The sequence below is a fragment of the Novosphingobium rhizosphaerae genome (assembly GCF_050920675.1).
Lineage (GTDB): Bacteria > Pseudomonadota > Alphaproteobacteria > Sphingomonadales > Sphingomonadaceae > Novosphingobium > Novosphingobium rhizosphaerae.
The window spans coordinates 1,405,970-1,421,281 of sequence record NZ_CP137861.1; the positions used below are offsets into that span (position 1 = coordinate 1,405,970).

14 protein-coding genes are annotated in these 15,312 nt (G+C 59.0%); 6 read left to right on the top strand and 8 right to left on the bottom strand.

The window, feature by feature from the left end:
- The first annotated feature begins 4 nt into the window (after positions 1–4).
- From R9J51_RS06480 to R9J51_RS06495, 4 genes are all read left to right on the top strand, one after another.
- Positions 5–817, top strand: coding sequence for a DUF1349 domain-containing protein (locus tag R9J51_RS06480; RefSeq protein ID WP_218843546.1), 813 nt, complete (start codon positions 5–7; stop codon positions 815–817).
- Positions 765–1,322 carry a sugar O-acetyltransferase gene (locus R9J51_RS06485; RefSeq protein WP_179506164.1) on the top strand — a complete coding sequence of 186 codons (558 nt, stop codon included), beginning with the start codon at positions 765–767 and terminating at the stop codon, positions 1,320–1,322. Before R9J51_RS06480 ends, R9J51_RS06485 begins: the two co-directional genes overlap by 53 nt.
- Before the next feature lie 666 nt (positions 1,323–1,988).
- Positions 1,989–2,705 carry a TetR/AcrR family transcriptional regulator gene (locus R9J51_RS06490; RefSeq protein WP_179506165.1) on the top strand — a complete coding sequence of 239 codons (717 nt, stop codon included), beginning with the start codon at positions 1,989–1,991 and terminating at the stop codon, positions 2,703–2,705.
- On the top strand, positions 2,702–3,535 hold the full coding sequence (locus R9J51_RS06495; protein WP_179506166.1) for an SIR2 family protein: 834 nt from the start codon (positions 2,702–2,704) through the stop codon (positions 3,533–3,535). Before R9J51_RS06490 ends, R9J51_RS06495 begins: the two co-directional genes overlap by 4 nt.
- A 159-nt stretch (positions 3,536–3,694) precedes the next feature.
- On the opposite strand, the gene R9J51_RS06500 is transcribed toward R9J51_RS06495, so the two are convergent.
- The 8 genes from R9J51_RS06500 to R9J51_RS06535 form a co-directional block, all read right to left on the bottom strand.
- The gene (locus tag R9J51_RS06500) at positions 3,695–4,510 is read right to left on the bottom strand and encodes an enoyl-CoA hydratase-related protein (RefSeq protein WP_179506167.1); all 816 of its coding nucleotides are present in this window, start codon (positions 4,508–4,510) and stop codon (positions 3,695–3,697) included.
- A gap of 50 nt (positions 4,511–4,560) precedes the next feature.
- On the bottom strand, positions 4,561–6,219 hold the full coding sequence (locus R9J51_RS06505) for an FAD-dependent oxidoreductase (RefSeq protein ID WP_218843547.1): 1,659 nt from the start codon (positions 6,217–6,219) through the stop codon (positions 4,561–4,563).
- Positions 6,220–6,302: 83 nt separating this feature from the next.
- Positions 6,303–7,076 (bottom strand): alpha/beta fold hydrolase, encoded by a 774-nt coding sequence (locus R9J51_RS06510; protein WP_179506169.1) that lies wholly within the window; start codon positions 7,074–7,076, stop codon positions 6,303–6,305.
- A gap of 19 nt (positions 7,077–7,095) precedes the next feature.
- On the bottom strand, positions 7,096–8,340 hold the full coding sequence (locus tag R9J51_RS06515) for a CaiB/BaiF CoA transferase family protein (RefSeq protein ID WP_179506170.1): 1,245 nt from the start codon (positions 8,338–8,340) through the stop codon (positions 7,096–7,098).
- 45 nt (positions 8,341–8,385) lie between these two features.
- The gene (locus tag R9J51_RS06520) at positions 8,386–9,324 is read right to left on the bottom strand and encodes a cupin domain-containing protein (RefSeq protein WP_179506171.1); all 939 of its coding nucleotides are present in this window, start codon (positions 9,322–9,324) and stop codon (positions 8,386–8,388) included.
- A 79-nt stretch (positions 9,325–9,403) separates the two neighbouring features.
- Positions 9,404–9,886: a hypothetical protein gene (locus R9J51_RS06525; protein WP_432787903.1), complete on the bottom strand. Its 483-nt coding sequence runs from the start codon at positions 9,884–9,886 to the stop codon at positions 9,404–9,406.
- Between the two features lie 15 nt (positions 9,887–9,901).
- Entirely contained in the window at positions 9,902–11,515 is a 1,614-nt protein-coding gene (locus tag R9J51_RS06530; RefSeq protein ID WP_179506172.1) for a GMC family oxidoreductase, read from the bottom strand.
- A gap of 90 nt (positions 11,516–11,605) precedes the next feature.
- Entirely contained in the window at positions 11,606–12,415 is an 810-nt protein-coding gene (locus tag R9J51_RS06535; protein WP_179506173.1) for an aspartate dehydrogenase, read from the bottom strand.
- Between the two features lie 353 nt (positions 12,416–12,768).
- Here R9J51_RS06535 and R9J51_RS06540 point away from each other — a divergent pair, with 353 nt between their 5' ends.
- Positions 12,769–14,250, top strand: a complete 1,482-nt coding sequence (locus tag R9J51_RS06540; protein WP_179506174.1) for an aldehyde dehydrogenase family protein — start codon at positions 12,769–12,771, stop codon at positions 14,248–14,250.
- Between the two features lie 265 nt (positions 14,251–14,515).
- Positions 14,516–15,262: an electron transfer flavoprotein subunit beta/FixA family protein gene (locus R9J51_RS06545; RefSeq protein ID WP_179506175.1), complete on the top strand. Its 747-nt coding sequence runs from the start codon at positions 14,516–14,518 to the stop codon at positions 15,260–15,262.
- Positions 15,263–15,312: the final 50 nt, after the last annotated feature.

The window sequence follows — 15,312 nt, forward strand, 5'->3', positions numbered from 1 at the left end:
CACGATGCTCGGATCGTTCTGTCCTGATCGCCCCTTTATCATCCTTCACCTTTTTGCAGAACAAGTGTACCGTTCGCCCGCGAACAAACAGGCATCATTCAGAAAAGCAGGCATGCCAGACTCCATTATTTCCGGTATCGGTGGCGAGCTCGCGCTGGGGCGCAGCGATGGCCATTGGCTTAACGAACCGAGGCAATGGAGCGTTAGTGCTGCAGGCGATCTGTCGGTAGTTACTGACAAGGGCAGCGATTTCTGGCGTGAGACACACTATGGCTTCATCCGCGACTGTGGGCATTTTCTCGGGTTTACCGCCGGGTCGACTTTCACAGCACAGATCCGTATCCGCAGTACCTATGAGAAGCTATATGATGAGGCTGGCATCATGGTGCGTCTTGATGAACATCGGTGGGTAAAGGCAGGAATCGAACTGTCGGACGGGCGCGCGATGTTGAGCAGCGTGCTGACCGATAGAAAATCGGATTGGGCGTCCAGCCCGTACGAATATAACTCAAAAGATTTCTGGATGCGGGCAACGGTCGCCAGTGGCGTGCTCCGAATGCAGGTGTCGTCAGACGCAAAGTCTTGGCCACTTGTTCGACTTGCGCCGTTCCCAGTCGCGTCGTCCTACCAAGTCGGGCCGATGGCCTGCTCGCCTGAGCGCGACGGCCTGCACACCCATTTTTCCGATTTCGCCATCACCGCCCCTCTGGGCAACGACCTTCACGATCTGAGCTGGGCCAAACGCCATAACCGAAAAAGACAAGATGCTGCGCGGCGAGCTTTATACCGCGAGCGATCCCGAACTGGCTGCAGATAGCGCCCGTGCCGCGGCGTGGATGGCGCGTTATAATGCTGCGTCGACGGCATCTGAGGTCGATCGGCACGCTCTGCTGGTCGAGGCTATGGCCCATGCGGGGGTTGGCGCTGTCGTGCGGGCGCCGTTCCATTGCGACTATGGCTATAATATATATCTGGAAGATGGGGTGTTCTTGAATTTCGGTTGCGTCATCCTCGATGTCGTCGCGGTACGCATAGGTGCGGGGACAAAGCTCGGACCGGGAGTGCAGATCCTGACCGCCGAACATCCGCGCGACGCTGCATTAAGGGCCATGCAGCTGGAATCCGGCCGTCCAGTTACAATCGGCCGCAATGTCTGGATCGGTGGGGGTGCGCAGGTTCTGCCCGGCGTGACGATTGGCGACGACGCCATTGTTGGTGCCGGCAGCGTCGTCACCCACGATGTGGCCGCAGGGGTGACCGTTGCCGGTGTTCCCGCGCGAGTTCTGTCGGGCAAGACGGGTCATGCCGGTGCAGAACGCTAATCTTCGACCGGGTACCAATACCAGATGTGGATGGCCTCCTCCGTGCGAGGCGGTCACAGTGATTTAGCCTAATCGCTTGCGTTCATATGTGTGGCCTTTGAACGCGTCCGCACATGTGCCTGGTCGAGACGGGTTCGGCGGTAAGTGTTTCAAACAGCCTGACGACCTTTGGAAGGCCATTGGTATTAAAGGAATATCACACGTATTGGATTGATTGATCACACTATCTGCTATTACCGCAAATCCAGGCAACAGATCAGCACGACAGGTTCGATTTGCGTTCACGGTGAATGACAGATCTGAAGGCGAACAGAGGCGCTGGGCATGAGCAAGTCCCCGCCATATACACCGCTTTGATATTTCAGCCCAGCGCACCCCTGCCGATGTCTTGTCATGCGCGGGGCTTCTTGCGCACGGGCCGATCAGGGCGCGCTCAGGCAGCGATTGGCATAGCGGAAGGCAAAATCTCGCCCACCGAAGCCCGAGGATCATTGCTATGCTGGTGCAGGAAACACGGATATGGCAGCGTGGCCCAAAACTCAATGCCTCCGACAAACTGGCGTAGTTCACGCTTCCAGGGTGAGTTCATTCTCTCGTTCGTTGTTGGCAAGTCTGCCCCTTATAGCTTATGACTGAAGGGCAAAGCCCGCCCAAAGGATACCGAAATTGATCAAGACGACGACGCGAATCGAACAAGGGGCCGCGGAGCACAATTCTAGGGACAAGATCAAGGTCGTCGCGTCTGATCTGGTCACCATGCGGGGCTATCATGCCGTTACATTTCGGGAAATCGCTGAGGCTGTCAAGACTACCCGTGCAAATCTCCATTATCATTTTGGAAGCAAGGATAAGCTGATAGAAGAAGTTCTTGCGGACTATGCCGCCGCAACACTCGACTTCTATAGGTCGACTTTTACAGCGCCACAAACAAGTTTGCGCGAAAAGATGCGGCGCGTTCGCGATTTTCTCAAAGCCCGATATAATCGCTTCAATCCCGATGGTCTGACGTCGCATCCATGGAGTTTATCGGCGCGACTTCGATCGGATTGGGAGGCACTGTCGCCCCAGATGAGGGAGACGATGCGGGAGTTCAGCTCTGAAAATGACATATCGGTCAGGATCGGGATTGGGCTGGCGATAAACTCGGGCGAACTGCGTGCGGACACGCCGCAGGAAGATGTCGCGCTGCTGCTGCTGAACAATATCCTTTATGCTGCAAACGTTACTCGCGACACGCAATCGTTCGACCGCCTTACGGCGCTTTGGGAAGCCACAATGGATGCTATAGAGGGAGCGTATGGGACAGGCGATACAAAGCCATCGGCGAAGCGGGCGGGTTCGACTATGCAAAAACGCCCACGAGAGAATGATGCCAAACGATGAGCTCACTTGCGAAGCTGGCTGAAGCGGTCCGCACCAAGCGCGCTATCCTTTTCGCAGGCGCCGGGGTTTCGATGAGTATCGGACTGCCGTCCTGGGCCGAACTGGTCGATCATATGAAGCGTGATCTGGGCATTCCGGACCTGGTCGGCAATTGGACCTACCAGACGCTGGCCGAATATTATCGCCTGCAGCATGGTAGCATTGGCCCACTCAGAAGCTGGATGGACCGCACCTGGAGCGTATCGGCAGACCGCGTACGACAATCACGTATTCACGACTTGATCGTCGAACTCGACTTTCCGATCATCTACACGACAAATTACGACAACAATCTGGAGCTGGCGTACCAGCTGCACCAGAAGCCATTCGTCAAAGTGGCTAATACAAGCGACATTGTAAATGCCGACGCCGGGTTGCCGCAAATTGTAAAGTTCCATGGTGACTTCGATGATGACGAGTCACTTGTGATTGCTGAAACGGATTATTTCAAGCGGCTGGCCTTTGAATCACCGTTGGATATAAAATTCAAATCTGACGCTTTCGGGCGAACATTATTGTTCGTCGGCTACAGTATGTCGGACCTCAACATTCGCCTGACGTTGTTCCGTTTGTGGCAAACGTGGCGAGATTCAGGTCGTGAACGGGATCGTCCGGCCTCGTTTGTATTCACCGCCAAGGCAGATCCGGTCCAGGACGCGGTGCTTGAAAATTGGGGTATCAGCGTACTTCATCAACCAGCCGACGACCCTGCCGAATCGATGCTGCTCTTTCTCAGCAATCTGAAATCTGCAGTCAGCGGAACGGAGCCGGAAATTCTGCGTGTCTCTTGATCTCACGCGATGCGTCCGGATCTGACAGACAACCGAGCAGAGCGGGGATGGGGCGTGACCTGGACCGCTCATCGGCGGCTCTCGCGGCCCTGGCCTGCCGGTGCTGGCGCCGCCCACGACGGCGCCGACACACCCACACACACATGAGAAATGGTTGGCTTAGCGACCCGTGAATTGAGGCGGTCGCTTTTCAAGAAAGGCGCGCATGCCTTCCTTCGAGTCCGCCGTTTCGGAAAGCGCATTGATAGCGTTTCGTTCGAACACCAAACCGTTTTCGGGCGTTGCGCCGACCGCATTGGCGATACAGGCCTTCACGGCGCGCGCTGCTGCCGGCGCGCGTTCGGCAATCGAGTTTGCGATGGCAATAGCGCGATCGATCGTCTGATCCGGTTCGCACATTTCCACGACCAAGCCGAGTTGCATGGCTTGTTGCGCGCCGATTGGATCGCCTGTCAGCAGCAGATAGGCTGCGACGTTGGCCGGGAGTTTGCGCGGCAGGCGTTGCGACCCACCATCGCCCGGCATCCCGCCGATCTTGATTTCAGGCTGGCAGAACGATGCGTTCGAGCCGGCAATAATGAAATCGCACAGCAGCGCAAGCTCACAGCCAGCGCCGAAGGCCAAGCCGTTGACGGCCGCGATCAGCGGTTTTGCGAAGTTTTCAATGCTCTTCCATGCAGCGACCCGAGCGGGCGAATTGGCGACGACGGCGGCGCCGAAGGTGATCATTTCCTTGATATCTGCACCCGCCGCGAAGCACGACTCGCCGCCCGTCAACACCACGCAACGCACGGAGTGGTCCTCTTCCAGTTCGGCAAGGAGTCGGCCCAGCTCGATCATCATCGAGCTGTGGAAGGCATTCTTCTTGTCCGGTCGGTTGAAGCGGATGACGACGACGTGGTCGCCGTGCCGCTGCATCGAGATCCTGTCCGCCAAGCTTTCCTGAGCGCCGGCAGTGCTCTTGCCATCTGTCATGACGTGTTCCTTCGTCTGGGGTGGATAGTAGGACGGGAGCGAGGTTGCCGTCATGAGCGGTTTCTCTGCATCAGCGAACGGGCGCATATGTAACCCCACGCCATGTATGGGCCGATCGTGGTGCCACCCTGACTTGGCGTCCGCGCGCCGGTGGGGTTGGCCATCGTGTTGCCGGCGCAATAGAGGCCGGGAATGGGTGAACCGTCAGCGCGCAGAGCCTGTCCCGAACTGTCTGTCCGAACGCCGCCCTTGGTCCCGAGCAGCGAGGGCCTGAACCGGTATGCGACATAAGGTGGCCGGTTGATTTCATCCATCAGGCCGAGACTGTCGGCCAGCGACTTTTCGTAGATATTGCTTTGACCGCGACCGAAATCGAGATCGACCCCGCCGCGGGCAAAGCCGTTGAACCGCGCGACGGTTTCCTTGAGGTTGTCGACCGGCAGGTTGGTGAGCCTGGCCAGTTCGTCCAGCGTCCTGGCCTTCAGCAGCCAGCCGGATTTGAAGAAGCGATACCAGCCCACCAGCGGTGATCGCTTGACCATCGGCCAATGGCTGATGACCCACGCAGGCTGGTGGATCAACTCACCATTTTCATCGAGATCCATGATCCTGTCATAGACCCAGAATTCATATTCGCTGGCAAAGCGGCGGCCGTTCCGGTCAACGATGATCGCGTCGGGTTCTGCGTGAATGCGCAGCGGCAGACCGTGGAGCTTCCCCTCATAGCGAACGGGCGGCTGGATGACGATGTTGCCCTGATCCATGTGCGCGAAGGTGGCGCCCACCGCCTCCGCCATCTTGTGCCCGTCGCCTTCGTTGCTGCTAGGGCCGCTGCGAAAGTCGATTTCACTGGGAAAATGCTTTGCGAGCATCTGCGCGTCCCATTCAAATCCGCCCGATGCCAGGACAACGCCCATGCGCGCGCGCAAAGTGCGGCGGCGGCCATCGTGTTCCACCTCCACTCCATCAACCACGCCGCTCTCGTCGACTGTGAGCGCAACGGCCCGGCTCGAAAGTTCGATCGTGCAACCAGCGTCGAGGCAGCCCTTCAGCAGGCCGACTATCAGCCCGCCGCCCTGCGCGATGGAATCGGTGGCCCAGCGGCGAAGCAGGATCGGCCAGCTCTTGATCATTCCCAGCACCGGATGCCGGAAGAGATTGGCGGCCATCGTCTCATCCACCGTCATCCGCTGAGGTATCGTCGATTTGCGAATCTTGCGGCGGTATTTGCCCAATATCTTCTTGCTGATCGGCTCGACCGAAAGGACCCGGCACGATTTTGCACCGGGCAGTTCCTGAAACGGATCGGGCGTATTCGTGAGGCTGAAGCGCAGCGGGCAATTGGCCTCGACGAAGCGCAGCATCTCCGGCCCTTCCGTCATCTGACGGGTCCAGAGTTCGTCTTCGGTTTCCTGCCATCCGGGCGGGTGGGCCGCGCGCATGTAGGTCAGCGCTTCCGCCGGACTGTCCTCGATTCCTGCGGCCGCGGCATAATGGTTGGCCGGAACCCAGGTCATGCCGCCGGACATGGCGCTGGTGCCACCGATCTTGTCCGTCTTCTCAACGATCCTGACAGTTTTGCCCGCGACGGCTGCCGTCATGGCAGCGGTTAACGCCGCAGCGCCCGAACCGACGACGACGACATCGAAAACGTCCGCTTCTGCCGCGGTCTCCGCATTGCCAGAGCCGGGCGTTTCAATATCGGGCAAGTGAAAATCCTTCCGTGGCGTTTCGGTTGCCGCAAGGGGCATGGCCGTCCAGAGCCAGGGACGGCGGTCCGGTCGATGCGTCTTCAGTCGACCGGCTGGGACATGATGAAAGGAACGACCTTTTCCAGGTACGTCTCCGGTCGGGTGTTCGGGAAAAAGTGCCCGCCATCCATGACTTCCAGCCGCGCATCCGGAATCGCATCGGCGATCAATTGCGACTGGTAGAGCGGAGCGAGCAGATCGTCCGACGCACCGATGACCAGTGAAGGCGCTGTGATCCGCGGAAGCTCTGCGCGGCGGTCGAATCCATAAGGCGCGCGCATGCGGCCCATGACGACGTCATCCGGGGCCTTGGAGGAGACTTTGGTTATGCGACTGTGAAGGTCGTAGCGCTCATCCATGACATTGCCGCCTGGCATCGCCAACATCGCAGAAAATCGCGCGCAGTCTTCCGTCCCGACCTTGTTCAGCAGGGCCATGCGCAAGTTGTTGGTGTTCTGCATGTACCAGTCGAACACGCAGAACGTGCCGCTGAACACGGCGGCGCGCACGCGCTCGGGATGATCAAGAGCGAGGAACTGGGTAATGACGCCGCCCATCGAATGGCCCACCACGATGGCGCTTTCCACGCCAGCGTCGTCGAGGACGGCGACGGTATCCGACACGATCTCGGCCAGCGTGTGCTCACCGGCAACAGCGCGGTTGTCACCGCAGCCGCGCTGGTCGAAGCTGATTACCGTGCAGGTTTCGGAAAGCGCCTTGCGGAAGTTCGTCCAGAAACCGGCGTGACCGTTCAGTCCGGTGATGCACAGAACCGTGCGATCTCCGGACCCTTCCTTGTTGTAAGCCAATGTCATCTCACGACCCTCGCGTTAATCAGGCTTCGGACAGCGACTTGTCTCGGGCAAAGCCAAGACCTGCACTTGCACGCGCCGAATTGTCGGAGATTACCTGCCGCGCCGTGAGGTCGGCGATTTCGTCTGTCGAAAAACCGTATTCGGCAAGAACCTGTGCCGAATGCTGGCCGAGCAGTGGCGGCGGAACGAGCGCGATCTGCGGCGTTTCGGACGACTTGATCGCACTGCCCATGGTCCGCAACGGACCTTCGGTGGGATGGTCCAGCGTGATCAGGCTGCCGTTGGCCTCGACCTGCGGGTGCGCGAGCGCTTCTCCCAGGTCGAGCACTATGCTCGACAGGATACCCGCAGCCTCCAGGCGGCGCTCGCACTCGGCACTGCTATATTTCGCGAAGCCCGCGCCGATCTTTTCGCGATAGAGCTTGCGATTGCCCATTTGCTGCTCACGCGTGGCCAATTCGGGCGTCTTGGTGATGTCTTCGATCTCCAGCGCCTGGCAGATGTCCGAGACCGGATTGGGGCGAAGCACAGCCAGGACGGCGATGTGGCCGTCGGTGGTCGCGAAGATATCCATTGGATCCTGGACGAGCGGGTTGAAATGCTTGCCCGACCGCAACTTCTGGGTGACTTCCTGCTGTTGCATCAGGAAGTAGACGTCCAGCAGGTTGATATCGATCTTCTGCCCGCGGCCTGTCCGTTCGCGGTGGTACAATGCCATCAAAACGCCTTGGACCAAGATCATGCCGGCCGAAAAGTCGGCGCCGGAAACCGGGAACAATTGCGGCCGGCCTTCAGCGTCGCGGTTGCCGTCACAGATGCCCGCCATTGCCTGAACCACGAAGTCCATGCCGCCCTTGCCACGCAGCGGCCCGGTCGATCCGAACCCGGACCCTTCGATGTAGATCAGGTCCTCATTTTCGGCTTTCAGGGCCTCGTAACCCAAGCCCATTCGCTCGACCACGCCGGGGCGAAAGTTGTGAACGAATACATCCGATTCACGTGCGATCTTCTTGACGACTTCAAGACCTTCGCTCGCCTTCAGGTCGATCGCCAGACTGCGCTTGTTGCGGTTCATCGCCATGAAGTTGGCGCTTTCCGTGCCGGGAGCCGCAAAGCGATCGATCATCCGGCTGATGTCGCCCGATTTGGGGTTTTCGATCTTGATGATGTCCGCGCCATAATCGCCCAGCACCTGGGTTCCGCACGGGCCGAACATGATCTGCGAAAGGTCACAGATCTTGATTCCTTCGAGAGGCAGAGACATTGAAATTCCTATCGTGAGCCGGTTTACGGTCAATTGCTGGGCGGCTTAGGAGATGCCCGGGATAATGAAGCCGTATTCCTCGACCAGCATGCGCTCGGTCTGGGGGTTCCTTGGAATGTCGACGGGGCGTTCCATGCCCGGCAGCTTGCGCACGCCGGTCTTGCGCAGCGCATCTTCAACGCTGCGCGGGGTGAAAATCCCGGTGTATGTCCAGGGTTCACCGCTATCGTTGATGAAGTGATGCGTGACGGTCGGCGGGAAAATCAGCAGATCGCCCAGACCATATTCCAGTTCTGTATCGAAGATCACGGCACGGCCGCGTCCGCGCGTGCAAACGGCGACCTCGGTGGACTTGACATGCCCGTGGTGACGAACCTGCGATCCGGGGTCCAGCGTCTGCGAGGAGATGCTGAAATAGTAATCATGCGGCATCTCTTCTTCGAACTTCATCGTAATATAGCCCAGGCTTGGCGCTGCCTGCCAATACTGGAAACCCTCTTCCTCCTGCTCCAGCAGAACCTGGGCGCCCGGCGCATCGGCACCGTCACCAATGACCAACCCCTTGAGGTTGAGTGGGAACAGGTCATCTGCGGCCGCAGCATCGGGCACGAGCGAGATCGTCGTGAAGCGCAGCGGCTCCGCACCCTGCTGAATTATTTCGACATAAGCGCCCCGGCTGACGAACAAGCTGCCGCCTTGCTTGAAGGGCGTGTCCTTGCCGCCGCCCTTGACCACGCCTTCGCCGCCATAGCAGATCAAGGTCCGCTCATTCAGCGTGTTGGTGTGGCGCGGGACGGATTCGCCCTGGCCGAGTTCCATTTCGACGACCGAGAACGATGCGTACTCATCCTGATAGCGAGCAACCCTCATACGGATTTCGCCAAAGCCAACGATCGTCTTGAGCGGACCCGTAGTGGCGGGCAGGACAACGCCTTCGCGCCGACCTTCGTTGAGATAGCCTTTCAACAAGGTTTCCTGTTCCATGATACTTCTCTATTTCTGCTCGCGCTGGCGCGAATTGGGTGCCTTGAGGCGTTGTGGATGACGGTTTGCTCAGACCTGGTCAGTCGACCTTTATGTAAGTAAAATCGCTGGCCATGACCTGATCGAGGATGCCGCTCGAGAGTTCGTCTGCAGCATCGAAAAAGTCAGGCGGATTGCGGTGCGGCACCGGATAGTTGAGTTGCGCACGCATCTCGTCAGAATACAGATATGCCCCACTGATAACCGTCGTCAGCGTGACGAAGCCCGGATCGTTCTTCGCGGACATACCTTCCAGCACTTCCCACAACTTATCGTCCGGCACGGGGGCTAGCGTGGCCAGTGCCGCGACCAGATCAGGGAAGCTCTTGTCCAGGATCGCCGCAGCGCGGGTGACGAGCGATTCGAAATTGCTGATCGCACTGCCTGACAGCACGCCAGCCCCAGGCGGAATCAACGTATCGGCGACGCGGATGATCGTCGCCATTTCCTCGTCCGTAATCGGGCGAGGCGGCGCCTTGCGCATGCGCGAGACCGACAGGCGGTCCGGCAGATCGCTATTCACGCTGTTTACCATGTTTCAATTCCCCCCCTGCAGAGTTTCGACGAGCTTCCGCGCATTGCGCAGAGCGAGCGCGGTAATGGTGCTGGTCGGATTGGCAGAGCCGCCGGTCACGAAAATGCTTCCATCGGAGATCACCAGATTGGGGCAATCGTGCGCTCGGCCAAATTCGTCGACCACGGACGTCGCGGGATCGCTGCCCATCCGCGCCGTGCCAAGCAGATGGCCGGGTTCGCCCTGCAGATCGGTGATCGGAATGACCTTCTTTGCGCCACCGGCAAGATGGATGTCGGTCATCCGCGCGACGGTAAAATCGCGGCACTTCAGCGTGTTCTCGCTGAACCGGTAGCTGATCTTGGGTGCCGGGATACCGTCGCTGTCACAAAGTACAGGATCAAGCGTGACCCGGTTGGTCTCCTCGGGCAGGTCGTCGATATTCGCCGCCCAGAAGATTGCGCTGCGCCCGTCGCGGATCACGTTGTGGAAGTTTGCGCCCCACAACTGATCGAACGGCAGCAGGCGATGCGCGTCCACGCCGCTGAACATCAGGCCCGGCGTGGGGCACGCGTGCAGCTTGGACCCGCGAACGAAGCCGCGCGACTTGTCGGTTTCGGCAAATTGCATCGAACTGATGGCCGATCCTGCCGGGCCGCGCCAGGATTCCAGATCGTCTTCGTAATAGCCGATCACGGCGCAATTGGGATGCAGCATCAGGTTTTTGCCGACGAGGCCCGAAGAATTGGCCAGTCCGTCAGGGTGGCGTTCCGAGGCTGACAGCAGCAGCAGACGGGGGGTGCCGATACCGTTCGCGCAGACCACAACCTGTTTGGCCCTGGTCTGGAATCGCTCACCATTCTTGATCCACTCGGCACCGGTCGCAGCGCCTGTGTCGTCGACAGTGATGCGTGACACGCGCGCGCCGGTTACCAGTTTGGTGCCGGCCTTGATTGCGTTTGGCCAGTAGGCCAGATCGAACGATGCCTTGGCCCCTTCCGGGCAACCCTGCGTGCAGGTGCCCCAGCGAGCGCAGGCGGCAAGGTTGCCGATCTTCTGGCTGGGGATAGCATTTGCGTGCGGCCACCAGTGCCAGCCCAGCGCATTCATCGATTCCGCAGCTTTCATGCCATATTTGCCGAGCGGCATCGGCGGCAGGGGAGGCACGTAGCCTTCCGGAAACGCGGGATCGCCTTCCATGCCGGAAACACCGATGAAATTGTCGATCTCTGCGTAATACGGCGCCAGTTCGGTGTAGTTGATCGGCCAGTCTTCAGCCACGCCGTCCAGCGTCCGCACGCGGAAGTCCGATGGGGACAGCCGCGCCCACAATGCGCTGTAGTGGATGCTGGACCCGCCGACAGCGCTGTACATCGAGGGCGAAAGATCGGTATCGCTCACTTCCAGCGGATAATCCGCCGGATTGCGGCGATGGTTCGGTTCTGCGGCCCAATGCCCCCGTGCGACCAGTTCCCACATGTCGAAATTGGCGGCGTAGTCGGACGGCAGAACATAGTCCCCCTGCTCTAGGCAGATGACCTTTAGCCCCGCCATCGCCAGCGTATGCGCCGTCACTGCTCCCGAAGGGCCAGCGCCGATTATGAGGGCATCGTAGATTTCATCTGACGTGGAAGTCATGATTTGCCTCAACATAGCTAGTAGGGTCTATTCCGATGCCCGAGTTGGCGAAGAGATCGAGTTGCATCCTACGCGATCACTGTTTCCCTATTACATTTCGATGGGATCGAAGTGACGCATGATGGCCTGTTCGATACTGAGCGCGGCCAATCTGGATGTCTTCGGGTTTTCCGCAAGCGGCTCATTATGCAAACAAATCTTGAAATCACCAAAGGCACCGCATGCCGTAACCTGATGGCTGTTCAGATGACCTTGGGCGTCCGCCACAAGGCTTACCCTTGTTTGCTGGAATCCAATGCCGGCTAGCGCGACGGCAGCCGTAACGTTCGCATTCTTCGGGAAGAGGCGCGAAGCCTCCTCCGCGTTTCCTTCAAAAAATGTGGTGCGACCGGAAACGGATGAGAGGTCGCAAAGAGTTTCAGCCGCTGTCCCCCGCCAGGCGGCAGGCGGCTTGGTTCCGACATATTGGACAGACGACAGGCCAGCGAGCCTTGCGGCGCGCAAAACATCAAGTCCACCGATCGCGCCCGACGCGAGCGTAAGCCTGCTGTTGCCCGCCACCGCAGCAGCTTCCAGTTCGCTCCGCAACAGCGGATCGGCCAGGCTGCCGATGGAAACAATAACCGTGCTGATACCGGCGCGGAGCAGAACAGGAACGGCGTCACGAACGGCACCATGGCTTGCGCATTCGATGACCAGAGAAGGTTTCCATGCAATTAGGGCAAGTGGATCGTGCAAAAACTGCATCTGATCTTCGGCGGCGGCGTTGAGAGCATTTGCTTCGCTAACAAGGGCAGCGGCGATATCGAACGCACCGCCCGAGCGCCTGAATGACGCGCGAAGGTTCCGGGCCATGGCGCCGAAGCCGATTACCGCCAGTCTTTTCCGTCCGTCCACCATTACGCTCCCTCAGCCACATTCGCGGCGACAGATTGATGCATTGCCCTCCGCTCGGGATGCCTCGATTCTTATGACACTTACTTACAAGTCAGGCAAGGAATTTTCGGCGTTAAACTTTTGTGTGAAGTCATCCACTATTGTGTTGAAATCACGGAGGTTTATTTTTTGGGGGGTGGATTGACTGACGTGGCAGTTGGCATCAGACTTACTCCGACGCCACGTTTCTGGGTGGGCGGCGGAAGACCGTGGGCATCCAGCCAATTTTTCCGCTCACTGGTGATGAGCGCGCTCGCCGAGATCTGGTGAGGCCAACCATTCTTCAGCCGTCTGAACATAAAACGAGGTTTATTCGGATGTCAGTTGTTCGCAGCTACAATCATTACATTGACGGCGGACCTAAGAAGAGCTTGGGGCAGGGCGTAATCGCCCGCCATTCTTCCGCGCATGGCGGCCATCTCGCCGATTACGCCGCTGGCAACCAGCACGATGTCGACGCCGCCGTGGCAGCGGCCCGTTCGGCGTTCAATGGGGAGTGGGGCAATTCGACAGGTGAACGTCGGGCAACAATCCTGAATCGCTTTGCCGATCTGCTCGAGGCCAATGTCGAGAAGCTGGCCACCATTGAAGCCGAGGAAGTCGGCAAGCCGATCCGGTTTGCTCGAGGCGAAGTGATGGGAGCGGCGAACCTGACCCGTTTCGCTGCTGCCTTGGCCTGGCAGCTTTCTGGTGAGGCATTCACGCATCTCGGCCCCGACAAGCTGGGTCTGGTAACCCGTGAGCCTTGCGGTGTCGTTGGCCTTATCACGCCCTGGAACTTTCCGCTTCTTACGCTCTTCCAGAAATTGCCATATGCGCTCGCGGCGGGTTGTACCGTCGTGTTGAAGCCGTCCGAGTTTACATCCGGCACGTCGCTGGAGGTGGCCGCACTCGCCACGCAGGCAGGGGTTCCCGCCGGGGTCATCAACGTGGTCACGGGAACGGGCGATGCAGTCGGCAGCGCGATCGTAGCCCACCCCGATGTAGACCTAATCTCCTTCACAGGCTCGACCCGCGTAGGCAAGCAGATTCTTCGCGCTGCTGCAGACACTGTCAAGAAGGTGGCTCTGGAACTGGGCGGAAAAGGCGCCAACATCGTCTTCGCCGACGCCGACATAGAAGCCGCGCTCGATGGTGTGCTCCTCGGATTTACCTTTAACCAAGGTCAGTTGTGCGTCGCTGGCTCGCGCTTGCTGGTTGAATCCTCAATCGCAGCGGCGTTCGTTGAGCAACTCGCTGCCCGCGCTGGGCGTCTTCGGATCGGGCTGCCGCTGAATGAAGATACCGATATCGCCAGCCTCATTCATCAAGGTCATGTCGAGAGCTTGGTGCGGCACGTCAAGACTGCGCAGGAAGAGGGCGCGACGCTCGTGGCGGGTGGCAAGCGGCTGGGGGGCGAGTTCGAGAACGGGTTTTACATGGCACCGACTGTGATGACTGACGTGCGGCCCGACATGCGACTTTTCCGTGATGAGGTGTTTGGGCCGGTGCTGAGCGTCACCACGTTCGACACCGCTGACGAGGCCGTGAGTCTAGCCAACGATACCGAATACGGTCTGGCGAACGGGGTTTGGACCAAGGACATCGACAAGGCGCTGACAGTCTCGCGTTGCCTTCGGAGCGGCACTGTATTCGTGAACACCTATCTGGAAGGTGCGCCGCAGATGCCGCTTGGTGGCTTCAAGCAAAGCGGCCTTGGTAGAGAGAATGGCCTCGAAGGTCTTCATGAGTATACCGAGCTGAAATCTACGGTAATCAAGACAGGATCGCGCGCGCCGGTACTTGGGCATACTATGTGAGAACTAATTTCGGGATTTCATAGCCGATGTCTCCAACGCCTATAATTTCTGGAGGCATACCGACTTTGAGATTGAGCAGAGATTTATGCCCGAAACTGTTCGTTCAGCGCGATGCACGAAACTAGTAAGAAGATATATATCATATGGATCATTGGGGGGGATGCGCTGGTCCTTGATCATGGGCACGCCGAAATCGATCTTCGGTTTAAAGATCGTATCGTTATTCTGATAATGATCGTAATTAATAAATTGGAGCAATATTCCGATGAAGGCCCTGGTTTGCGTGAAGCGCGTGATAGATTACAACGTGAAACCTCGTGTGAAGAGCGATGGTTCTGGCGTTGATTTGTCGAACGTGAAGATGAGCATGAACCCGTTTGACGAAATTGCGGTTGAGGAAACCATTCGTCTGAAAGAAAAGGGCGTGGTGACCGAGATCGTGGCGGTGTCGGTGGGGCCGCAGAAGGCGCAGGAGACCTTGCGCACGGCGCTGGCGATGGGGGCGGACCGGGCTATTTTGGTGCTGAGCGAAGACGAAGTCGAGCCGCTGGCGGTGGCCAAGATTATTGCAGGCGTCGCGGGCGAGGAGGCTCCCGGCCTGATTGTGACCGGCAAGCAGGCGATCGACGACGATTCGAACCAGGTCGGCCAGATGGTTGCGGCGTTACTCGGACGGCCGCAGGGCACCTTTGCCAACGAGATTAGCGTCGAAGGCGACGCGGTCGTGGTCAAGCGCGAGATCGACGGCGGTCTGCAGACGGTGAAACTGGCGCTGCCCGCGGTGGTCACCACCGACTTACGCCTGAACGAGCCGCGCTATGCTTCGCTGCCCAACATCATGAAGGCCAAGTCCAAGCCGCTCGCCAACAAGGCTCCGGCGGATTACGGCGTCGATCCCGCGCCGCGTCTCAAGACGCTCAAGGTCAGCGAACCGCCGGCGCGTAGCGCCGGGATCAAGGTTGCAGACGTTGATGCACTGGTCGCCAAGCTCAAGGAAATGGGAGTAGCCTGAGGGCTGCCCCATCTCCCATTCCCCATTCGGGCTGAGCTTGTCGAAGCCCG